Annotated in this window: 19 protein-coding genes, 1 pseudogene and 1 riboswitch; of the genes and pseudogenes, 13 read left to right on the forward strand and 7 right to left on the reverse strand. The window is 72.5% G+C overall.

Annotated elements, in window-relative coordinates; genetic code table 11:
• Positions 1-50: 50 nt before the first annotated feature.
• The gene (locus IW249_RS24925; protein ID WP_196922976.1) at positions 51-1274 is read right to left on the reverse strand and encodes an MFS transporter; all 1224 of its coding nucleotides are present in this window, start codon (positions 1272-1274) and stop codon (positions 51-53) included.
• Positions 1271-2830, reverse strand: coding sequence for an AMP-binding protein (locus tag IW249_RS24930; RefSeq protein WP_196922977.1), 1560 nt, complete (start codon positions 2828-2830; stop codon positions 1271-1273). Before IW249_RS24930 ends, IW249_RS24925 begins: the two co-directional genes overlap by 4 nt.
• Positions 2831-3144: 314 nt before the next feature.
• Here IW249_RS24930 and IW249_RS24935 point away from each other — a divergent pair, with 314 nt between their 5' ends.
• The 6 genes and pseudogenes from IW249_RS24935 to IW249_RS24960 all read left to right on the forward strand — a co-directional run bounded on the left by IW249_RS24935 (position 3145) and on the right by IW249_RS24960 (position 9508).
• Positions 3145-4422 carry an SGNH/GDSL hydrolase family protein gene (locus tag IW249_RS24935; RefSeq protein ID WP_196924945.1) on the forward strand — a complete coding sequence of 426 codons (1278 nt, stop codon included), beginning with the start codon at positions 3145-3147 and terminating at the stop codon, positions 4420-4422.
• Between the two features lie 67 nt (positions 4423-4489).
• The gene (locus IW249_RS24940; RefSeq protein WP_196922978.1) at positions 4490-5701 is read left to right on the forward strand and encodes a cytochrome P450; all 1212 of its coding nucleotides are present in this window, start codon (positions 4490-4492) and stop codon (positions 5699-5701) included.
• A gap of 7 nt (positions 5702-5708) precedes the next feature.
• Positions 5709-6623: pseudogene (lipP1, locus tag IW249_RS24945) on the forward strand (LipP1 family hormone-sensitive lipase); the annotation flags it as partial.
• A 106-nt stretch (positions 6624-6729) separates the two neighbouring features.
• Positions 6730-7833: an alpha-hydroxy acid oxidase gene (locus tag IW249_RS24950; RefSeq protein ID WP_196922980.1), complete on the forward strand. Its 1104-nt coding sequence runs from the start codon at positions 6730-6732 to the stop codon at positions 7831-7833.
• 3 nt (positions 7834-7836) lie between these two features.
• Positions 7837-9180: an aminotransferase-like domain-containing protein gene (locus IW249_RS24955; protein WP_196922981.1), complete on the forward strand. Its 1344-nt coding sequence runs from the start codon at positions 7837-7839 to the stop codon at positions 9178-9180.
• Between the two features lie 67 nt (positions 9181-9247).
• The gene (locus IW249_RS24960) at positions 9248-9508 is read left to right on the forward strand and encodes a hypothetical protein (protein ID WP_091397680.1); all 261 of its coding nucleotides are present in this window, start codon (positions 9248-9250) and stop codon (positions 9506-9508) included.
• Positions 9509-9609: 101 nt separating this feature from the next.
• Here IW249_RS24960 and IW249_RS24965 read toward each other — a convergent pair whose 3' ends face one another.
• Positions 9610-11046, reverse strand: coding sequence for a glycine hydroxymethyltransferase (locus IW249_RS24965; protein ID WP_196922982.1), 1437 nt, complete (start codon positions 11044-11046; stop codon positions 9610-9612).
• Positions 11047-11065: 19 nt separating this feature from the next.
• Positions 11066-11155: riboswitch (ZMP/ZTP riboswitch) on the reverse strand.
• 149 nt (positions 11156-11304) lie between these two features.
• Here IW249_RS24965 and IW249_RS24970 point away from each other — a divergent pair.
• Positions 11305-12111 carry an SDR family NAD(P)-dependent oxidoreductase gene (locus IW249_RS24970; RefSeq protein ID WP_196922983.1) on the forward strand — a complete coding sequence of 269 codons (807 nt, stop codon included), beginning with the start codon at positions 11305-11307 and terminating at the stop codon, positions 12109-12111.
• A 60-nt stretch (positions 12112-12171) separates the two neighbouring features.
• Here IW249_RS24970 and IW249_RS24975 read toward each other — a convergent pair whose 3' ends face one another.
• From IW249_RS24975 to IW249_RS24985, 3 genes are all read right to left on the reverse strand, one after another.
• Positions 12172-12672 carry a hemerythrin domain-containing protein gene (locus tag IW249_RS24975; protein ID WP_091397687.1) on the reverse strand — a complete coding sequence of 167 codons (501 nt, stop codon included), beginning with the start codon at positions 12670-12672 and terminating at the stop codon, positions 12172-12174.
• 79 nt (positions 12673-12751) lie between these two features.
• Positions 12752-13621 (reverse strand): NAD(P)H-hydrate dehydratase, encoded by an 870-nt coding sequence (locus IW249_RS24980; RefSeq protein WP_196922984.1) that lies wholly within the window; start codon positions 13619-13621, stop codon positions 12752-12754.
• The gene (locus tag IW249_RS24985) at positions 13605-14336 is read right to left on the reverse strand and encodes a histidine phosphatase family protein (protein WP_196922985.1); all 732 of its coding nucleotides are present in this window, start codon (positions 14334-14336) and stop codon (positions 13605-13607) included. The genes IW249_RS24980 and IW249_RS24985 overlap by 17 nt, the downstream gene beginning before the upstream one ends.
• Positions 14337-14459: 123 nt before the next feature.
• Between IW249_RS24985 and IW249_RS24990 the strand changes: the two genes are divergently transcribed.
• Together IW249_RS24990 and IW249_RS24995 are read left to right on the forward strand one after the other, a co-directional pair.
• The gene (locus IW249_RS24990) at positions 14460-14786 is read left to right on the forward strand and encodes a hypothetical protein (protein WP_196922986.1); all 327 of its coding nucleotides are present in this window, start codon (positions 14460-14462) and stop codon (positions 14784-14786) included.
• Positions 14787-14885: 99 nt separating this feature from the next.
• A complete protein-coding gene (locus IW249_RS24995) occupies positions 14886-15857 on the forward strand; it encodes a DNA polymerase domain-containing protein (protein WP_196922987.1) in 972 nt (323 codons plus the stop codon).
• Between the two features lie 9 nt (positions 15858-15866).
• Here IW249_RS24995 and IW249_RS25000 read toward each other — a convergent pair whose 3' ends face one another.
• Complete coding sequence (locus tag IW249_RS25000; RefSeq protein WP_196922988.1) at positions 15867-16373, reverse strand: Lrp/AsnC family transcriptional regulator; 507 nt, start codon at positions 16371-16373, stop codon at positions 15867-15869.
• Between the two features lie 105 nt (positions 16374-16478).
• On the opposite strand from IW249_RS25000, the gene pdhA reads away from it, so the two are divergent.
• The 4 genes from pdhA to IW249_RS25020 all read left to right on the forward strand — a co-directional run bounded on the left by pdhA (position 16479) and on the right by IW249_RS25020 (position 21898).
• A complete protein-coding gene (gene pdhA / locus IW249_RS25005) occupies positions 16479-17645 on the forward strand; it encodes a pyruvate dehydrogenase (acetyl-transferring) E1 component subunit alpha (protein ID WP_372432997.1) in 1167 nt (388 codons plus the stop codon).
• Positions 17642-18646: an alpha-ketoacid dehydrogenase subunit beta gene (locus IW249_RS25010; RefSeq protein ID WP_196924947.1), complete on the forward strand. Its 1005-nt coding sequence runs from the start codon at positions 17642-17644 to the stop codon at positions 18644-18646. The genes pdhA and IW249_RS25010 overlap by 4 nt, the downstream gene beginning before the upstream one ends.
• Complete coding sequence (locus IW249_RS25015) at positions 18643-20004, forward strand: dihydrolipoamide acetyltransferase family protein (protein ID WP_372432998.1); 1362 nt, start codon at positions 18643-18645, stop codon at positions 20002-20004. The genes IW249_RS25010 and IW249_RS25015 overlap by 4 nt, the downstream gene beginning before the upstream one ends.
• Before the next feature lie 214 nt (positions 20005-20218).
• Positions 20219-21898: a right-handed parallel beta-helix repeat-containing protein gene (locus IW249_RS25020; RefSeq protein ID WP_196924949.1), complete on the forward strand. Its 1680-nt coding sequence runs from the start codon at positions 20219-20221 to the stop codon at positions 21896-21898.
• Positions 21899-21989 lie beyond the last annotated feature (91 nt).

Here is a 21989-nt window from a genome sequence, read left to right on the forward strand (position 1 = left end):
TGCGTTCACCGGTCCGAGCCTGCGGCAGCCGGGCATGCCCCGCAACGGGTTTACCGGGTGGCGACGGGGGTCGGCCGCGCTGGTGTATCCGGGCCGGATGTCCTGTTCAGCAGCGGGTACGCGGTGATCACCAGACACGCCGCCGCCATGGTCAGCAGGGCCGGGGTGAGCCCCAGCGCGTCCACCGACCAGCCGCCGAGCAGCGCGCCGACCGGCAACCCGACGAACGCCAACGAACCGGCGATGCCGATCACGCGGGTCTGCAACTCCGGTGGCACCCGCTCGTAGAGCGCCACCCCGAGCAGCGGGTTGACCGCCGCGATGCCGATTCCGGACAGGAACGTCACCACGAGCACCACCGGCAGTTCGTCGCTGATCGCCAGCGCCACCAGCCGGGGTGTGCCGGCGACCAGTGCGCCGACCAGGAACGTCAGCCGCCGGGGCAGCCGGGGCCCGAGTGCGGTGAACACCAGGTTTCCCAGCAGCGCGCCCGCCGAGAACGCCGCCAGCACCAGCCCGAGACCGCTCGGGCCGGGTAGCTCCCGGGCGACCCAGACCGGGATGTACACGGCCACGCTGGCGTTGGCCACCATGTTCAGCGCCGAGATGACGGCGAGCATGCCGAGCAGCGGCCGGTCCCGGCCCAGGTAGCTGAAGCCGCCCCGCAGCGCACGCAGGTAGCTCTCCGGCTGGGCGGGTTGCGTCGGCGCGGCCGGTGGGCGGACCAGGACGCCGATGAGCAGCGCGCAGACGCCGAAGCTGGCCGCGTCGATGAGGATCGCCTCGGTCACTCCGAACACGGCGATCAGTAGACCGCCCACGGCGGCGCCGAACAGGGTCACCACCCGGCTGAGCCCGTCGTACGCGGACGTCAGCCGGATCAGCGGCACCCCGGCGGCCTCCGCGACCGGGCGGAACATCACGTGCTTCACCCGGTCCCCGATGCCCCGCAGCGCACCGGCCACCGCGACGAGCGCCACCAGCGGGACGAAGCCCAACCACGGGGTCAGCGCGACGACGACCATCGCCACCGCGCTGCCCGCGTCGCAGAAGATGGAGGTACGGCGCAGGCCGATCCGGTCCGCCCAGGGCGTGCCCAGCGCGCTGGACAGCAGGTACGGCAGGGTCTCGGCGAACGCGACCAGGCCCATCTTGGTGGGGCTGCCGGTGGTGACCAGCACCAGCCACGGGATGGTCACCACCGAGATGCGAGTGCCCAGGTTGGAGATCAGGTCGGCGCTGACCAGGACGACCAGTTGCCGGCGGGGGGTCACGCCCCGACCGCCGCCGCCCGACGGGCCGCGTACCGCGCCCGCAGCGCCCGCTTGTCCACCTTCATCGACCGGTTCACCGGCAGCCGGTCGAGGAACTCCACAGTGGCCGGCGCCCACATCTCGTTGAGTTCGGCGGTCACCAGGTCGATCAGCTCCGCCCCGGTGACCGTCGCGCCCGGCCCGAGCACCACGTACGCGTGCGGCACCTCGCCGACCGTCTCGTCCGGCACGCCGATCACGGCGGCGGCCCGTACCTGCGGGTGCCCGACCAGCACGTCCTCGATGGGACGGCAGAAGATCGCCCAGTTCCGGCGATGCGTGACGATCATGTCGTGCGCCCGGTCGACCAGGTAGAGGTAGCCGTCGTCGTCGAGGTGGCCGATGTCGCGAGTGCGCACCCACCCGTCGACGAGCGTCTGCGCGGTCAGCTCCGGCTGGCCGTGGTAGCCGGCGAAGCTCAGTCGGGTCCGCACCCACACCTCGCCGTCGCGGCCGGTCGGCAGCACCGTGCCGTCGTCGTCACGGATCTCGACGCGGACGTCGCCGTAGGGCCGCCCGCAGGAGCGCAGCCGCTCCGGGTGCTCCGGATCGTCGGTCAGCCCGGGCAGCGCGGTGATCACCACCGCCTCGCTGAGGCCGTACACGATGCGCAGCACCGGGCCGAACCGCCCGATGGCCTGGCGCAGCCGGGCGGGCGCGGCGGGCCCGGCGCCCACGTTGAACATGAACATGGCGGAGAAGTCCGCGCCGACCAGCGCCGGGTGGTCCAACACCTCGTAGAGCATCGGCGGGGTGACGAAGGTCGAGTTGATCAGCTCCCGCTGCACGGTGTCCACGAAGGCCACCGGGTCCCAGTCGTCACGCAGGAACAGCACCCCGCCGGTGAACAGGTTGAACAGTGTGGTGATCTGCCCGCTGGCCAGCCACATCGGCGAGTGCGACAGGTGCCGCAGCAGCGGGAACCCGGCGGCGCGGAAGTCGGCGGCCAGGGTGAGGATCTGGGCGTAGAAGCTCTCCCGGTGGTGCACCAGCTTGGGGCTTCCGGTGGTGCCGCTGGTCTGCAGGAACGACTCGGGCGCCGGCACGGACGCCGGCAGGTCCGTCACGTCGGTGTCGGCGGTGAGGTCGGGGCCGGCGCCGCCCGCGCCCAGACAGCAGACCGGGGTGCCGGGCAGCGCGGCGGCCAGTTCCGGGCCCAGACTGGCCGGGTCCCGTGCGTCGTAGACCAGGGCGTCCGGGCGGGCCAACCGGATGAACTCGTCGACCTCCCGGCGCGCGGTCACCGGGGCGACCCACATCGTCCGGCAGCCGAGCAGATGCAGGGCCAGTTGCAGCAGCGGACCCTCCACCGCGTTCGCGACGGTCACCAGCACCGCCGACCCGGGCCGTACGCCGTGCCGGGTCAACGTCGCGGCCATCGCCCGGACCCGCGCGGCGGCCTCGGTGTAGGTCAGTCGCCGATCGGCGCCGACAAGCGCCTCCCGGTCGCCGAATTCGGCGAAGAGGTCCAACACCCTGTGCACGTAGGTAGTGGTGTGCCCGGGTCCGTCAGTCATCCGGCAGCCCCCATCCGCGAAATCGGCGGTCCCCGGGCCGCTCCCGGTGACGACGCGACGGTGGGCGCGCTCGGGCGACCGCACCGCCGCCGCCTGGAAGCCTAGGCGCGAAACGGCTGGTCGGAACCGTGCCGACGGGCGATCCGAGCGGCCCGCCGGACATTTGATCGCGTCGATCAGGTTGATTGACGCCCGTCAGCGGCGGCGGCTAGGTTTCTGGACCATCGTCCAGGCGGGCGCCGTCAGCGGACGGCCCTGGGCTGCCACACGATGGAGGTTCCATGGCAACGGCAACCCCGAAGAGATGGCCTGTCATCGCCGCTGCGGCCGCGCTGTTGGTCGCCGGCGCACCCGCCGTCGTCGCCAGCGCCGGTCCGTCCGGCACCGCCGCCAGTCGACCCGACCGCGTCGAGTGGGCGGGCAGTTGGGCCACAGCGGTCACCCGGGGCAACTCGGTCGGGTTGACCAACACCGGCCTCAACGACCAGAGCGTCCGGATGATCGTGCACGTCTCGGTGGGCGGCCCCGCGCTGCGGGTACGTCTGAGCAACCTCTACGGCGAGCAGGCGGTGAAAGTCGGTCGGGCCACCGTCGCCCGGCCGAACACCGCGACCCCCGACGACCTCTCCGACATCGACGCGGCGTCGGTGCGCCCGCTGACCTTCACCGGAGCCACCACGGCGACCATGAACCGGGGCGCGGAACTGCTCAGCGACCCGTTGGCCTTCCCGGTCGCGGACGACAGCGACCTGGTGGTCACAGTGCACTTCCCGACCCCGACCGGCCCGACCACGTTCCACGGGCAGTCCCAGCAGGCAAACTTCATCGGCGCGGGGGATCTGACCGGGGCGGCCGAGGGCGCCGGGTTCACCACCCGTCCCACCTGCTGCTGGTTCTTCCTCTCCGGCGTCGACGTGCAGCGCAAGGGCAGCCCCGGCGCGCTGGTCGTGCTCAGCGACTCCATCGGTGACGGCAACGGCAGCACCGTCAACGCCAACCGGCGCTGGCCCGACCTGCTCTCCGACCGGCTGCTCGCCGACCGGCCGGACAGGCGCACCCCGGGCGTGCTCAACCTGAGCCTGGCCGGCAACCGGCTCAACCACGAGGGCACCGAGCCCGGCGACGGCAACTACCCCGGCTACTACCAGCTCGGCCCGAACGCGGCGGCCCGGCTCAACGAGGACGTCTTTCCCCAGACCGGGGTGCGTACCGTCGTCACCCACCTGGGCATCAACGACATCTGGATGTCGAACGACACACCCGAGGCGATCATCGGCACCCTGCGGCAGATCAACCAACAGCTCCAGCAGCGCGGGCTGACCAGCCTGGTGGCCACGCTGACGCCGTACGAGGGGCACGGGGCGCCGGGGGTGTGGACGCCGCAGAAGGAGGCCACCCGCCAGGCGGTGAACACGTACCTGCGCGGTAGTCGGGAGTTCGACGGGCTGCTCGACTTCGACCGGGTGCTGCGCGACCCGGCCCGCCCCAGCCAACTGCTGCCCGCGTACGACTCGGGGGACCACATCCACCCGAACGACGCCGGCAACCAGGCGCTGGCCGACGCCGTGCCGCTGCGGCTGCTCGACCTGTGACATCGGCCGGGGGCGGCGGGTGATCCCCGCTGCCCCCGGCCACCGACATCCTGGGGAGGAGTTGGCAGTGGACGTGGAGGAGATACTCACCGGCCTGTACAGCGAACAGGGCAGACAGGACCCGTACCCGTGGTACGCGGACCTGCACCGGCTCGGCCCGATCAGCGCGGTGCCGGCGCGCGCCGAGCACCGCACGGTGGCCGCCGTCGCGGTCGGCTACGACCTCGTCGACGGGTTGCTGCGCGATCCGGAGTGGACGAAACAGCCGCCGCCGGGCTGGGAGGAGCAGGAGATCCTGCGGACCTTCCAGACCTCGATGATGTTCGTCAACCCGCCCGATCACACCCGGATGCGGCACGTCTTCTCCCGCACCTTCACGCCGCGCCGGCTCGGCGCGCTGGAACCGGTGATCCTGCGGGTGGTCGACGAACTGTTGGACCGGATGGCGGACGCCGGGGAGGGCGTTGTCGACTTCGTGGCCGACTTCGCGTACCCGATTCCGGCCCTGGTGATGGCCGAGTTCATCGGCATCCCGGCCGCCGATCTGCCGTGGTACCGCGAGCGGGTGGAGTGGATCGACGAGTTCCTGGACGTGGCGGGGAAGACCCCGCAGCGGCTGGCAGCGGCCAACACCGCCGCGCGGGAGTTGCGGGCCTTCTACCGGGAGCTGCTCGGGCACCGCCGCCGGGTGCCCGGGGACGACCTGCTCAGCGGGTTGGTCGAGGCTCTCGACTCCGGGGAGGTGGAGCTGACCGAGGAGGAGTTGATCAGCAACCTGATCGTGCTGTTCAACGCCAGCTTCGTCACCACCGTCTACATGTTCAGCAACGGGCTGCCGTTGCTGCTGGCCCACCCGGAGACGGTCGCGGCGCTGCCCACCGACGCCACGCTGGCGCAGGGCTGCGTCGACGAGGTGTTGCGGTTGGCGAGCCCGGTGCACTTCCTGGCCCGCGCCGCGCCGGCGGACACCGTGCTGCACGGCGTGCCGGTCGGCACCGACGACAACGTGCTCATCATGATCGGGGCGGCCAACCGGGACCCGGCCCGCTTCCCGGCCCCGGACACCTTCGACCCGACCCGTCCCGGCCCTCCGTCACTCGCCTTCGGGGTGGGCCTGCACTTCTGTCTCGGCGCGGCGGTGTCGCGATTGGAAGGTCGCCTCGCGCTGCCCCGGCTGTTCCACAGGTTCCCCGCGCTGACGGTCACCGAGACGCCGACGTACAGCGGCAGCCTGTTCCTGCGCGGCATCGACACGTTGCTGGTCAGCACCGGTGGATAGGAGCGACATGGCAGTGCACCCGGAGGTGGCGGCGTACCGGGCGGCCCGTACCGCGGCCGGCACCCCGCCGCTGTACGCGCAGACCCTCGCCGAGGCGCGCGCCGCGGACCTGGCCGCGATCCGCGCCGGCAGCGGCGCTGTCGAGCCGGTGAGCGAGGTACGCGACGAGCGGATCCCCGGCCCCGCCGGGGACCTGCCGCTGCGGGTGTACCGGCCGGCCGGGTCGGGGCCGCTGCCCACAGTGCTGTACTTCTTCGGAGGCGGCTGGACGCTCGGCAGCATCGACACCGCCGACGGCATCTGCCGGCGGCTCGCCAACGCCGTGCCCTGTCAGGTGATCACCGTCGGCTACCGCCTCGCCCCGGAGCACCCCTTCCCGGCGGCGGTGCACGACTGCCACGCCGCCACCTCGTGGATCGCCCGGCACGCCGAGGAGCTGGGCGTGGACCCGACCCGGCTGGCGGTGGGAGGGGACAGCGCCGGCGGGAACCTGGCCGCCGCGGTCACACTGCTCAGCCGTACGGACGGGCCACCGCTCGCCGCGCAACTGCTGGTCTACCCGAACACCGACCAGAGCGGCGAACCGGCCGGCGACGACGACCCAGCGTTGTTCAACAGCCGTTCGGTCGCCTGGTACCGGACGCACTACTTCTCCGACCCGGCGCACGCCAAGGATCCGCTGGCCTCGCCGCTGCTCGCCGACGACCTGTCCGGGCTGCCACCGGCGCTGGTGATCACCGCCGAACTGGACCCGCTCCGCGCCGAGGGGCAGCGGTACGCCGAGCGGCTGCGCGACGCGGGTGTGTCCACCCGGCTGGAGCACTACCCGGGCATGATCCACGGGTTCTTCGCCATGCCGGGAACCTTCACCGACGGGCGGCGGGCACAGGGGAGCGCGGCGGCGTTCCTCCGCGAGCGCTTCGGGCTGCCGTCCGGGCCAGGCGACGCGGGCGAGTTGGTCGAGCCGGCGCCGCCGCCCACGACGTACTCGCCGCCCTCTTCCCCGCTGGCGGGCCCGGGGTCGGGCGATGGGTGAGCGGCTGCTGGTCGGCCCGCCGGCCGTGTCGCTCGCCGACTACGCCGAGCGGGCCCGGGCCGTGCTGCCGCCGGAGGTGTGGGACTACCTGGCCGGCGGCAGCGCCTCCGAGGTGACCCTGGCCGCGAACCGTCACGCCCTGGACCGGGTGTCGGTGCTGCCCCGGGTGCTGCGCGGGGTGGACACCGTCGACCTCGGCACCCACCTGCTCGGCCGCCGGTACGCCATGCCGGTCGGGGTGGCGCCGATGGCCTACCAGCGGCTGGTGCACCCGGACGGGGAGCTGGGCCTGGCGGCGGCCGCCGGCGCGGCCGGGATCCCGTACCTGGCGAGCACGCTGGGCAGCACCCCCATCGAACAGGTCACCGGGGCGGGCGCGGACGTCTGGTTCCAGCTCTACTGGCTGCGCGACCGGGCGCTCGTCCGCGACCTGCTGGACCGGGTCGTCACGGCCGGCTGCCGGGCGCTGGTGGTCACAGTGGACGTCCCGGTGCTCGGCCGACGCCCCCGGGACCTGCGCAACGCGTTCCGGCTGCCGGCCGAGGTGGTCGCCGCGAACCTCCCCGACGGTCGCGACGCGCTGGCGCACTCCGGCGCCCCCGGGGTGTCCGCGATCGCCGCGCACACCGCCGCGTCGTTCGCGCCGGCGTTGCGCTGGGCGGACCTGGCGTGGCTGCGCGAGCAGGTCGACCTGCCGCTGGTGGTCAAGGGGCTGCTGGACCCGCGCGACGCGACCGAGGCGGTACGGGTCGGCGCGGACGCGGTGGTCGTCTCCAACCACGGCGGGCGGCAACTGGACGGCTCCCCGGCGAGCGTCACCATGCTGCCGGAGGTCGTCGACGCGGTCGGGGACCGCTGCCAGGTGCTGCTGGACAGCGGCATCCGGGGCGGCACCGACGTGCTGCGGGCGCTGGCGTTGGGTGCGGCCGGGGTGCTGGTCGGCCGGCCGCTGCTCTGGGCCCTCGCAGTCGGTGGCGAGTCGGCGGCCCGGGACGCGTTGGCGCTGCTCGTCGCCGAGTTGACCGACGCGCTCACACTGGCCGGCTGCGCCGACGTGGTGGCGGCCGGCGAGCTGCGCACCCTCGGGGTGGGCTGAGGGGTGGCCGCCACCGAACCGGTCGACCTGAGCGTCGCCGACCTGCACCCCGCGCTGGGTGATCCGGCGCTGACCTCGATGAACTTCCTCAACGAGGTGTCCGAGCGCTACCCGGCGGCGGTGTCCCTCGCGGCCGGCCGGCCGTACGAGGAGTTCTTCGACCTCACGGCGGTGCACCGGCACCTGGACACCTTCCACCGGCACCTCGTCGACGACCTGGGGCACCGGCCCGAGCAGGCCCGGCGGCTGCTGTTGCAGTACGGCCGGACCAAGGGCATCGTGCACCACCTGATCGCCCGCAACCTCGCTGTCGACGAGGGGATCACCGTCGACCCGGAGGACATCGTGGTGACCGTCGGCTGCCAGGAGGCGATGTTCCTGGTCCTGCGGGCGTTGCGGGCCGGGCCGACGGATGTGCTGCTCGCGGTCGCCCCTACCTACGTCGGGCTGACCGGGGCGGCCCGGCTGGTGGACCTGCCGGTGTGGCCGGTCGCCGGTGGGTCGGCCGGGGTCGATCTGACCGACCTGGCCGCCCAGGTACGCCGGGCCCGGGCGGCGGGGCTACGACCGCGCGCCTGCTATGTGATGCCGGACTTCGCCAACCCCTCCGGGGTCAGCATCGACACCGCCCACCGGCAACGGCTGCTGGACCTGGCCGCGCAGGAGGATCTGCTGCTGCTGGAGGACAACCCGTACGGCCTGTTCCACACCGACGACGGGCCGCGCCCACCCACCCTCAAGGCGTTGGACACCGGACGGCGGGTCGTCTACCTCGGCTCGTTCGCCAAGACCGTGCTCCCGGGCGCCCGCGTCGGGTACGTGGTCGCCGACCAGCGGGTGGTCGGCCCGGACGGGCGGGTCGGCCCGCTCGCCGACCAGCTCGCCATGATCAAGAGCATGGTCACTGTGAACACGTCGCCGATCGCCCAGGCGGTGATCGGCGGCCGGCTGCTGGAGCACGGGTGCAGCCTGGTGGCCGCGAACACCCGGGAGCGGGCCGCGTACACACGGAACCTGCGCCACCTGGTGGCCGGCCTCACCCGGCGCTTCCCGGCCCTGCCGGACCAGTCGGCCCGGCCCGACCAGCCGGCGGTGCGGTGGACGGTGCCGGCCGGCGGGTTCTTCGTGGTGGTGACAGTGCCGTTCCCGGTCGACGACGCGTTGCTGGACCGATCGGCGCGCGACTACGGGGTGCTGTGGACGCCGATGGCGCACTTCTACGACGACACCGCGCCGGTGCACGCGTTGCGGTTGTCGGTCAGCGCTGTCACACCGGAGCAGATCGACGTCGGGCTGGACCGGCTCGCGGCGCTGATCATCGACGAGCTGACCCGTCGGGCGGGTTGACACACCGCGTTCATCGGATGGCAATGCGCGACGACCCGCCTGCCGCCGTCCTGGGTGGACGGTCATAATAAGCCGCATGGTTGCCTGGGAGTACGCCCTGCTCGTCCGCCGCTATCAGGGACAGGGCCGCAATTTTCACGTCTCGTTCGTCTGGTACGCGCCGGACGGGTCACGCAAGGACATCACCGCCTACGGCGACACCGCCATCGCGCATCTCAACCGTGCCGGCCGGGAGGGGTGGGAGCTGGTCTCCGCGGCCGAGGACGTCAACAACGTCCAGGGCAGCACCGAGGTCCACCGCTACCACCTGAAGCGCCCCATGGCCTGACTGTCGCACCCCGGCGTCGATCATGGAGTTGTGGTGGTGGACGAAAGTCGCGCACCAGCCCGGATCGGGCACCACAACTCCATGATCGACGGGAGCGGAGGCTAGCTCAGGTCGATGCCGGGGTAGAGCGGGTACGTGGCGAGCAGGTCGGTGGCCTGCCGGGCGACCTTGTCGGCCAGGCCCGGGTCCAGCGTGTACTTCGCCTTCGACGGGGTGCCGTCGGCGTTGGCGCCGGCGGTGGTCTGGGTCAGCACGGTGTGGATCAGCTCGGCGGTCTGGTCCATCTCGGCGGTGCCGAGGCCCCGGGTGGTCAGCGCCGGGGTGCCGATCCGGATGCCGGACGTGTACCAGGCCCCGTTCGGGTCCTGCGGGACCGAGTTGCGGTTGGTGACGATGCCCGAGTCGAGGAGGGCCTGCTCGGCCTGCCGGCCGGTGAGCCCGTAGCCGGACACGTCGATCAGCACCAGGTGGTTGTCGGTGCCGCCGGTGACGAGCTTCGCGCCCCGGCTCAGCAGCCCTTCGGCGAGCGCCTGCGCGTTGTCGACGATCCGCTGGGCGTAGTCGGCGAAGTCGGGCCGGCGGGCCTCGGCGAGCGCGACAGCCTTGGCGGCCATCACGTGCGGCAGCGGACCGCCGAGCACCATCGGGCAGCCCCGGTCCACCTGGTCGGCCAGCTCCGGCTGGCAGAGCACCATGCCGCCGCGCGGACCGCGCAGCGACTTGTGCGTGGTGGTCGTGACGATGTGCGCGTGCGGCACCGGGTCGAAGTCGCCGGTGAACACCTTGCCGGCCACAAGGCCCGCGAAGTGCGCCATGTCGACCATGAAGGTGGCGCCGACCGAGTCGGCGATCTCCCGCAGGATCCGGAAGTTCACCTTCCGGGGGTACGCGGAGTAGCCGCCCACCAGGATCAGCGGCTTGAACTCGCGGGCGGCCTCGGCCACCCGGTCGTAGTCGATCAGGCCGGTCGCCGGGTCGGTGCCGTAGCTGCGCTGGTCGAACATCTTGCCGGAGATGTTCGGCCGGAAACCGTGGGTGAGGTGGCCGCCGGCGTCCAGCGACATGCCGAGCATCCGCTGGTTGCCCAGCTCGCGGCGCAACGCGAACCAGTCGGCCTCGGTGAGGTCGTTGACCTGACGGACCTGGGCCTTCTTCAGTGCGGGGGACTCCACCCGGTCGGCCAGCACCGCCCAGAACGCGACCAGGTTCGCGTCGATGCCCGAGTGCGGCTGCACGTACGCGTGCGCGGCGCCGAACAGCTCCCGGGCGTGCTCGGCGGCGAGCGCCTCGACGGTGTCGACGTTCTGGCAGCCGGCGTAGAAGCGGCGGCCGACGGTGCCCTCGGCGTACTTGTCGCTGAACCAGTTGCCCATGGCCAGCAGGGTCGCCGGGGAGGCGTAGTTCTCGCTGGCGATCAGCTTGAGTGACTCCCGTTGGTCGGTCAGCTCGGCGCCGATGGCGTCGGCGACCCGCGGCTCGACAGCCCGGATCACCTCAAGGGCACTCCGGAATGCGGTGGATTCGGCGTTGCGGGACATGCGACCTCCAACAGACGTGCGGGAAGGCCCAGGCGCTCGGCAAACGTCCACGTGACGAGGCCGCTCCCCGATGGTTCTCCATCCCCACGCGCCAGTAACGGCCCGGGCCGATCCTACCGGGCCGGAACCGGCCGTTCGGGCCACCCTCCGGGAGGCGACCCCGCCGACGTGATTGGGCGTTGCGTCGCGGGGCACACGGTAGGTGACCACCGCGCCGTCAAGGGTGCGGCCAGGGTTCGCACAGAAGGAGTCGAGAACATGACCACACCCACCTCCGACCGGCCGCTCGCCCTGGTGACGGGGGCCTCCAGTGGGATCGGATACGAGCTGGCGGCGCAGTTCGTCGAGCACGGCTTCGACGTGGTGATCGCGGCCGAGGACGACGGCATCGAGCTGGCGGCACAGAAGCTGCGCCGCGACGGCGGCCCGCAGATCTGGTCGGTCCGCGTCGACCTGGCCCGCGAGCAGGGCGTGACGGAGCTGGTGGCCGCGGTCACCGCGACCGGACGGCCCCTGGACGCGCTGGCGCTCAACGCCGGTCGCGGAGCCGGTGGCGCCTTCGTCGGCGGCACCGACCTCGCCGACGAGTTGGAGATCGTCGACCTCAACGTGCGCTCGACTGTGCACCTGGCGAAGCGGCTGCTGCCCGGGATGGTCGAGCGGGGCACCGGCCGGGTCCTCTTCACCTCGTCGATCGCCTCCACCATGCCCGGGCCGTTCCAGGCGGTCTACAACGCGTCGAAGTCGTTCGTGCAGTCCTTCGCCGAGGCGTTGCGCAACGAGTTGAAGGACACCGGCGTCACGGTGACCTCGCTGATGCCCGGGCCGACCGACACGGAGTTCTTCGACCGGGCCGACATGGAGGACACCCCTGTGGGCTCGGGCAGGAAGGACGACCCGGCGAAGGTCGCCGAGCAGGGCTTCGAGGCGATGATGAGGGGTGATCAGACGATCACCGCCGGTTCGCTGATGAACAAGGTGCAGACCGCCGCCGGCAAGATCATCCCGGACAAGCTCAAGTCCGAGCAGCACCGCCGGATGGCCGAGCCGGGATCGGGCAGCTGACCCGTGGTGCACGACGAAGGGCCCGGCACGATGCCGGGCCCTTCGGTGTGAGCGGGTGCCTCAGGCCGTCACCGCGTCGAGCGCCTTCTTGATCGCCTTCGGGGCGGTGGGGGTACGCGGCGCGTCAGCGCGCAACGCGATCATCTTCTCGCCGATCTCCTGGAGCTGCTTACGGCCCAGCGCGTCGCGGACCTTCGGGAACCACTCCTGCTCCTCCTCCTCGACGTGGTGGGTGACGTTCTCGATCAGCACCGTCGTCTTGGCGTTGAACCGCTCGTCGTCGGCGTTCATGCTGGCCAACTCGGCGCAGAGCACGTCGGCGACGTGGTGTTCCTCGTACGACTCGAGGATGTCGTCCTCCAGGTCGGGCAGCAGTCGGCGGACCTCCGGGTACATCACCTCGTTCTCCAGATAGGTGTGCACGGTCAGTGCCTCCAGGATCTGGTCCACCAACTTCTGCCGCTGGCTCGCCGGCCCCTCCTCGGCGTCCTGGAAGGCCTTGAACAGGCGGCGCATCTCCTTGTGGTCCTCTTTGAGCAGGACGATGGCATCGGTCGACACCGGTATGACCTCCCTGAACAATCTCGGCTGGTGCGGTTCCGGTACCCCCACGCCGAATCCGGAAACAGGTGAAACCGTCTCAGACCATCGCCAGGGTGCGGGGGATCTCGTCGAGCAACTCCCGGGCCAGAAAGCCGATCCGGCCGTAGCGGGGGATCAGCCGCTGGCCGCTCACCGAGTGCGCGAACGAGCCCCAGCAGGCTGCCTGCGCCGGGTCGGCACCCCGGGACAGCAGCCCCGCCAACAACCCGGCGAGCACGTCGCCGCTGCCGGAGGTGCCCAGCCCGGCGTCGCCGCTCTCCTCCCGCCAACCCCGCCCGTCCGGTGCGGCCACGTGCCCGTACAGCGACACGACCGCCTCGTACCGGGCGGCCAACTCGGCAGCCTCGGCGTCCAGGTCGTCGCCCGGGTCCCGCCCGAGCAGGTGCCCGGCCTCGGTGACGTTGGGGGTGAGCACCACGGGCCGACCCGAGCCGACCAGCAGGTCCGGTGCGTGGCTGAGCGCACCGAGGGCGTACGCGTCGAGCACCAGCGACGTGTCCGGACGGGCCGCCTCCAGGACCAGGCTCAGCAGGCGGTTGGTTTCGTCGATCGCCTTCAGGCCGGGGCCGAGCGTCACCACGTCGGCCTGTGCGACCAGGTCGCCGAGCTGCCCGTCCCGGTCGGCGGCCACCGCGCCGTCGGCGGTCTCCGGCAGCCCGACCACCAGCGCCTCGGGCACCTGGATGCTCAGCGCGGCGGCGGTGGACTCGGCGGCGGCCAACTGGAGCACCCCGGCGCCGGCGCGCAACGCGGCCACCCCGGCGAGCAGCACCGCGCCCGGCGTGAAGCGGGAACCGCCGACCACCAGCACGGTGCCGCGGCTCTCCTTTCCACCGGCCGGCACCGGCAGCGCCCAGTCCCGCAGCAACGCCGGGGTGATCACCTTCACCTCAGACCGGCTCGGCATGGATCTCGTCCTCCCTGGTCGGCTGGGCGCCCTGCTGACGCAGGTGCTCGACGTGGTTGAAGGCGGTGAGCGCCAGTCGGTCCTCGCTGTCGGCCGACCACTCGGTGATCGAACAGTTGGCGATCACGTCCTGCCGGGTGAGCGCCATCAGCTCGTCCTCGGTCAACCCCTCCACCAGATAGCGAAGCAGGAAGACCAGCGCGTCGTGGCCGAAGAGCAGCACCCGGCACCCCTCGTGGTCCCGGCGCAGGTCGCCGAGCAACGTCCGCAACCGCAACGCCACGTCCGTCCAGGACTCCCCGCCCGGCGGCCGGTAGTAGAACTTGCCCAACCGCTCCCGACGGTCGGCCTCGTCCGGGTACCGCCGGCGCACCCCGTGCCCGGTCAGCCCGTCGAGGATTCCCAGCTCCCGGTCGCGCAGCCGTTCGTCGCGGTGCACCGGAATGTCGGTGCCGGCCAGCGCCAGCCGGGAGGTCTGCACCGCGCGCAGGTACGGCGACACCACCGCCACGTCCGGGCGCTTCGCGTCCGGAAGCTCGGCCAGCCAACGGCCGGTCGCCCGAGCCTGGTCCTCGCCGGTCGCGGAGAGCGGCACGTCCGCGTCGCGGTGGGGGAGGTCGATCAGCTCCGCGCCCGACGCCTCGGCGTGCGTCGCCGCGACGTTCGCGGTGCTCTCGCCGTGCCGGACGATCCAGAGGGTTGCCAGTTCCGCCATGCGGCCCCCCTACCCGGGCGCCGCCGACGGTAACCGTGTCCGGTCTCCGCTGTCGGTTTCGGGGCAGCGCCGCGACCTGGTGATGCGAAACAATGTGCCCGGACAGCCGACGGGGGGTCGACAATGACTGTCTTGCGAGGTCTGCGGGAAGCGCTCCTGTTGTTAGTGGTGGTCGGGGCGCTGGTCGCGGTCGCGGCAATGATCTGGGTGGCGGTCGCTGGCGGTGACTACACCGCTCGGCTGGGCATCGGGTTGGTTGTGGTGGGCGGGCTCCTCGGTGTGACGGGTGACCTGACGATGAGTCGGATCGGCATGCTGGGCCCGCGCGCCATCTTCGGCGCCGCAGGGGAGCGCGAGACTGCTGGCGGCGGGCGGGTGCTCACCGGGGTCGGCATCTTCCTCTTCGTCGGGTTGCCACTGATCGTGGTCGGCGTGCTGCTGCTCACCTGACCGAGCGCATCATCGCTGCCGCGGAAGACAGCTCCCCGGCGCCGCGCCAGTGTCCGTTCGGTGGCCGTACGGCGCGCTTGTGCGTCGTACCCTCAGGGCGTGGCGACGGCGGCGGAGGAGATCCAGGTGGGGGAGCGGCTGGTCCGCGTCTCCAGCCCCGACAAGCCGTACTTCCCGGAGCGTGGGCTGACCAAGCTGGACGTGGTCCGCTACTTCCTGGCGGTGGGCGACGGCATCCTGCGGGCGCTGCGGGATCGGCCGACCATGCTGGAGCGCTGGCCCCGCGGTGTCTTCGAGGGCGCGACGATCGCCACCCGGCAGACCAACCGGGGCGACGCGTTCTACCAGAAGCGGCTGCCGGCGGGCGCGCCCGAGTGGGTGCGCACCGCGCACATCACCTTCCCCAGTGGCCGTACCGCCGACGAGGTCGCGCCGAGCGAGTTGGCAGTGGTGATCTGGGCCGCCAACCTGGGCACTCTGCGGTTCCACCCGTGGCCGGTCACCGCCGCCGACGTGGAACGCCCCGATCAGCTGCGCATCGACCTGGACCCGATGCCCGGCGTCGGCTTCGAGCAGGTGGTACCGGTGGCGCACGAGGTGCGGGCGTTCCTCGCCGAGCTGGGCATGACCGCCTACCCGAAGACCACCGGTGGGCGGGGCCTGCACGTCTACCTGTCGATCGAGCCGCGGTGGAGCTTCGGTGACTGCCGTCGGGCGGTGCTCGCGCTGGGCCGGGAGATGCAGCGCCGGCTGCCGGACCTGGTCACCACCACCTGGTGGCGCGAGCAACGGGACCGGCCGGTCTTCGTCGACTACAACCAGATGGCCCGGGACCACACGGTGACGTCGGCGTACTCGATCCGGCCGACGCCGGCCGCGCTGGTCTCCGCGCCGCTGGACTGGTCGGAGCTGGACCAGGTCCGCCCCGAGGACTTCGATGTGCTCAGCATGCCGGCCCGGTTCGCCGAGCGCGGCGACCCGCACGCCGGCCTGGACGGTGACCGGCACTCGCTGGAACCGCTGCTGGAGTTGGCCGACCGCGACGGGCTGGAGGCCCCGCCGGAGCGCTGAGCCCGGCGCTCACGCCCAGGGGCTGCCAGCACCGTCGAACTCCTCGAAGACCAGCCAGGTGCGGGTGGACAGCACCCCGGGAATGCCCTGCACCCGGCCCAGCACCACGTCGCGCAGCGCGGCGTTGTCCGGCGCCCGCACCAGCGCGAGCACGTCGTGGTCACCGCCGAGCAACGCGGCGTGCTCGATGTAGCGCACCTGGGCCAGCTCGGCCGACACCTCCCGCCAGGTGTTCTGCTCGATGGTCAGGGCGATGTACGCCGACGTGCCCAATCCGGCCGCCTCGGGCGCCACCTGGGCCCGGAACCCGGTGATCACCCCGTCGCGCAGCAGCCGCTCCACCCGCGCGTACGCGTTGGTGCGGGAGATGTGGATGCGTTCGGCCAGGGTCCGCACCGACGTCCTACCGTCGCGGACCAGCTCGTCGAGGATCCGCCGGTCGACCTCGTCCAACGCTCGGGCCGATCGTCCCGATCCCGCGCCCCGGCTCGCTTCGTCGGCGGTCTCCTGGCTCACTGCTGGGCCCTCCGCATGCCAACCGTCCCGCCTTCCGTGTCGATCTTGAGTCAATCATCCACAAGCGGAAGCATAGGCTCACCACACGTCCCAGGAGGTTCCGCCGTGACGACCACTCCCCAGGCGGTCCGCAGGGCATCCCCGCGCACCCGTCGAACGGTCACCCCGCCCGACCCGGCGCGCTCGTTGCTACCGGACGCCGAGCCGGTCCGCCTGCTCGCCGAGAACGGCACGCCGCTGCCCGCCCGCGCCGACTACCCCGAACCACCCGCCGAGGTGCTGCGCGAGCTGTACCGCCGGATGGTGCTCGGCCGGCGCTTCGACACCCAGGCGACCGCCCTGACCAAGCAGGGCCGGCTCGCCGTCTACCCGTCCTCGCGAGGCCAGGAGGCCTGCCAGGTCGGCGCGGTGCTCGCGGTCCGCGACACCGACTGGGTCTTCCCCACGTACCGCGAGTCGATGGCGCTGGTTGCCCGGGGCATCGACCCGGTCGAGGTGCTCACCCTGCTGCGCGGCGACTGGCACTGCGGCTACGACCCGACCGAGGTGCGCACCGCACCGCAGTGCACCCCCCTCGCCACCCAGTGCGTGCACGCCGCCGGGCTGGCGCACGGCGAGGCGTACCAGGGCCGCGACACTGTGGCACTGGCCTTCATCGGCGACGGCGCCACCAGCGAGGGCGACTTCCACGAGGGGGTCAACTTCGCCGCCGTGTTCAAGGCGCCGGTGGTCTACTTCGTGCAGAACAACAAGTACGCGATCAGCGTCCCGCTGTCGCGGCAGACCGCCGCGCCGTCGCTGGCCTACAAGGGCATCGGCTACGGCGTACCCAGCGAACAGGTCGACGGCAACGACCCGGTCGCGGTGCTCGCCGTGCTCACCCGCGCGGTCGCCTACGCCCGAGCCGGCAAGGGGCCGTTCCTGGTCGAGGCGCACACCTACCGGATGGAGCCGCACACCAACGCCGACGACGCCACTCGCTACCGCGACGGCGCCGAGGTCGACGCCTGGCGGGACCGGGACCCGGTCGCCCGGCTGGAGACCTACCTGCGCGCCCGCGGCGTGCTCGACGACGCGGCGGTCGCCGAGATCGCCGAGCAGGCCGAGGCGTACGCCGCGGACCTGCGCACCCGGATGAACGAGCAGCCCGCTGTCGACCCGCTGAGCCTCTTCGACCACGTCTACGCCGAACCCACGCCGCAGCTGATCGAACAGCGTGAGCAGGTCCGCGCCGAGCTGGCCGCCGCCCACGCCGAGGAGGGTGACGCCTGATGGCCACCACCATGGCGAAGGCGCTCAACGCGGCGCTCGCGGACGCGCTCGCCGCCGACGACCGGGTCGTCGTCTTCGGTGAGGACGTCGGCGCGCTCGGTGGCGTCTTCCGGATCACCGACGGCCTCCAGGCCCGCTTCGGCGAGAACCGCTGCTTCGACACCCCCCTCGCCGAGGCCGGCATCGTCGGCTTCGCCGTCGGCATGGCCATGTCCGGCCTGCGCCCGGTGGTCGAGATGCAGTTCGACGCGTTCGCGTACCCGGCGTTCGAGCAGATCGCCTCGCACGTGGCGAAGCTGCGTAACCGCACCCGGGGCGCGCTGACCGTGCCCATCGTCATCCGCGTTCCGTACGCGGGCGGGATCGGTGGAGTCGAGCACCACTGCGACTCGTCCGAGGCGTACTACGCGCACACCCCAGGGCTGAAGGTGGTCACCCCGGCGACCGTCGACGACGCGTACTCCCTGCTGCGCGAGGCGATCGAGGACCCCGACCCGGTGGTCTTCATGGAGCCCAAGAAGCTCTACTTCGCCAGCGACGAGGCGTCCCTGCCGACCCGCACCGAGCCGTTCGGGCGGGCCGTCGTGCGGCGGCCCGGACGCGACGCCACACTGGTGGCGTACGGGCCGGCGGTGCCTGTCGCGCTGGAGGCCGCCGAGGCCGCCCGGGAGGAGGGGTGGGACCTGGAGGTCGTCGACGTACGCACGATCGTGCCGTTCGACGACGCCACCATCACCGCCTCGGTCCGGCGTACCGGCCGGTGCGTGGTGATCCAGGAGGCGCCCGGCTTCGCGGGCGTCGGCGCGGAGATCGCCGCCCGGGTGCAGGAGCGCTGCTTCCACGCGCTGCACGCCCCGGTGCTGCGGGTCGCCGGGCTGGACATCCCCTACCCGGCGCCGATGCTGGAGCACACCCACCTGCCCGGCGTGGACCGGGTGCTCGACGCGGTGGCCCGCCTGCAGTGGGACGACCAGCCGGACGCGCGTTGGGCGGCGGCATGACCACCGTCGAACGGACGCAGGTCTTCCTCCTGCCCGACCTGGGCGAGGGGCTGAGCGAGGCCGAGATCGTCGAGTGGCGCGTCGCCGTGGGTGACGTGGTCACCGTCGACCAGAGCGTGGTCGAGGTGGAGACCGCCAAGGCCGTCGTCGACGTGCCCTGCCCGTACGCCGGCCGGGTCGTCACCCTGCACGGCGCGGCCGGTGAGGTACGCCCGGTCGGCCAGCCGTTGATCACCATCGCGCCATTGGACGGGGGCGACGAGCCCGCCGGGCACGCCACCTACCGCGAGGAGGAACGGGCCGGCTCCGGCAACGTGCTGATCGGGTACGGCACCGGCCACGGCGGCGCCACCCGGCGCCGGCGTCGGCCCCGCCTGGCGGTGGCCCCCGAACCGGCCGACGCCGGCCCGACCGGTGCGGCTGCCGATGCCGCGCCCGCCGCGCCCGCCGCGTCCGGCGACCCGGCACCGCATACTGCCGCCCTGGTCATCTCGCCGATCGTGCGTCGGCTCGCCCGCGAGCACGGCGTCGACCTCGACACGGTGCGGGGCACCGGACCCGGGGGCGTGATCCGCCGCGCCGACGTGGAGGCAGCGCTGACCGCGCCCGCCGCCCGGCTCGCCGCCGTGCCGGACCCGCAGGTCGCGTCGGCCCCGGCCGGCGACGGCGACGTCATCGTCCCGCTCACCGGCCTCCGCAAGGTGATCGCCGACAAGCTCTCCCGCAGCCGGCGGGAGATCCCCGAGGTGACCATCTGGGTCGACGTGGACGCCACCGGGCTGCTGGAGACCCGCGCCGCGATCAACGCGGCGACCCCCGACGCGCCGGTGAGCATCCTGGCCCTGCTGGCCCGGATCTGCCTCAGCGGGCTGCGCCGGTTCCCGCAGCTCAACGCCCGGGTCGACACCGAGGCGCAGCGCATCGTCCAGTCCGCCGGTGTGCACCTCGGCATCGCCGCGCAGACCGACCGGGGGCTGCTGGTGCCGGTGCTGCGCGACGCCCAGCGACTCACCACCGCCGAGCTGGCCGCCGAACTGGCGGCGACCACCGCCGCCGCGCGAGCCGGCAGCCTGCCCCCGGCCCGGCTGACCGGCGGCACCTTCACGCTGAACAACTACGGGGTGTTCGGCGTCGACGGCTCCACACCGATCATCAACCACCCCGAGGCGGCCCTGCTCGGGGTCGGGCGGATCGTGGACAAGCCGTGGGTGGTCGACGGGCAACTCGCCGTCCGGAAGGTGACCCAGCTCAGCCTCACCTTCGACCACCGGGTCTGCGACGGCGGGGTGGCCGGCGGCTTCCTGCGGCACGTCGCCGACTGCGTGGAGCGCCCGGCGCTGCTGATCGCCGCCGTCTGACGCGTACCCCCGGCCCCGGCGCTGCCCGTGCGGCGCCGGGGCCGACGCACGTCCGGCGGTCTCCCGGCGGTGGTGCTCGGGCCGGGTGTCCCGGCGGTGGTGCTCGGGCCGGAGTGTCCCGGCGGTGTGCTCGGGCCGGGTTTCCCGGCGGCTTCACCGGGAAGTCGGCCCCGCCGGAACGCACGAACGCGTCGAAGGGAGCCCACCTGTGGCCGTGGCGAACGAGCTGCTCCTGAACTCGGTCCGGGTACGACGGCCCGCCTCGGCCGGCGCTCCGCTGTACTGCGACGCGCTGGAGTACGGGCTGACCGGTGACGGCTCGACCAACGACCAGCCGGCTCTTGCCGCCCTGGTGGACCGTCTCGGCGCCGGGTACGCGTCCGACGGGCGGGCCCGGGTCATCTACTGCCCACCGGGCATCTACTCGATCCGGGACGCGGGCACGGTGTGGCGCAGCGGTGTGTCGCTGATCGGGGCCGGTCCGGCGGCGACCCGCTTCATGCTCAGCAACGAGGGCAACCGGGCCGACCCCACCCCGCTGGCCTTCTGGACCACGGTGCAGCACGGCGCCGACCGGGACCGGCACATCGCCGACTGCACCTTCGCCGACTTCCAGATCGACGGCTCCGGCGTCGCCATGGCCGAGTACAACTACCTGGCCAAGGGCCTCGGCATCCAGTACATGGTGCGGGGCATCTTCCGCAACCTCTACATCCACCACACCGCCGCCACCGGGCTGGGCTGCGACTTCCTCCAGGACTCCCTGATCGACGGCGTTGTGGTGGTCGGCTGCGGCCGGCTGGACAACGGCGAACAGATGGGCGGCGCCGGCATCGGGATCGGCATCGGCGGCTGGGGCACGGTGGAGCGGCTGACCATCACCAACTCCACCGCCCTGGCCAACGGCACCAACGGCATCTTCCTGGAACTGCAGAAGGACTACTGGCCGCCGCCGCGCGGCTACCGGATCATCGGCTGCCACAGTCAGGGCAACCGCTTCGGCATCTCCGACTGGGGTGCCGACGGCCTGATCGTCTCCGCCTGCACGATGACCGGGAACCTGGAGACCGGGTTCGACGTGTCGGCCCAGGGCACCTCGTCAGTGGCCGGCCGGGGTGGGCTGCTCACCGACTGCGTCATCGACGGCAACATGTGCGACGGGGTCAGCATCGGCAACAGCCCCGGCCCGTACACCGTCCGGGGCAACCGGATCAGCGGTAACGGCCGGCACGGCTACCACTCGCACGACCTCGGGCGCGGCTACCGGGGCTCGGTGCGGGACGTGGTGATCGAGAGCAACGAATTCTGGGGCAACGGCCTCGACGCGATCCGGATCGACCACCAGATGACCGACGCGGTGCTGCTGAACAACCGGATCCGCAACAACGGACGCCAGTACGGCGAGGGCACCGGCGGCACCGGCGACGCCGTCCACTACAGCGAGCGGTGCCTGGTGGATCGGTCGGCCGACTGGCCGCACGACGGGCACCGGGGCAAGGTCCTGCGGGTCGGGAAGGCCGTGGCCATGGTGGCCTCCAACACCGGCGACGAACTCACCCTCGCCCCGGTCCGCCCGGACGCGTTCACCGCGTGGAGCGGGGACGTGCCACCGCCGGGATGCGGATACGAACTGGCCGCCGCACCGAAGCTGCGGGCTGGCATCACCATCGACGCGCCGTTCGACTCGGCCACCATCCGGGGCAACCGGGTCTGGGACAACCACGACAACCCGACCCAGACGCACGGGCTGTGGATCACCGAGCGGGGCAGCTGCGTGGACTGCCGGGTCGAGGACAACGACCTGGCCGGCAACGCCGACGAGGGGATGCGACTGGACACCCCGCCGGTGGGCGGACGGTGGCGGGACAACCACGTGGACAGCGACTGGAGCTGACCGGCCACCCGTCGGTGTCCCCGGCGAGACCGGTGAGACCTGAACGACGTGCGGCGGCGGCCGGAGTGATCCGGCCGCCGCCACTGTGTCG

Origin of the sequence: Micromonospora vinacea (assembly GCF_015751785.1) — a bacterium.
Classification (GTDB): Bacteria; Actinomycetota; Actinomycetes; order Mycobacteriales; family Micromonosporaceae; genus Micromonospora; species Micromonospora vinacea.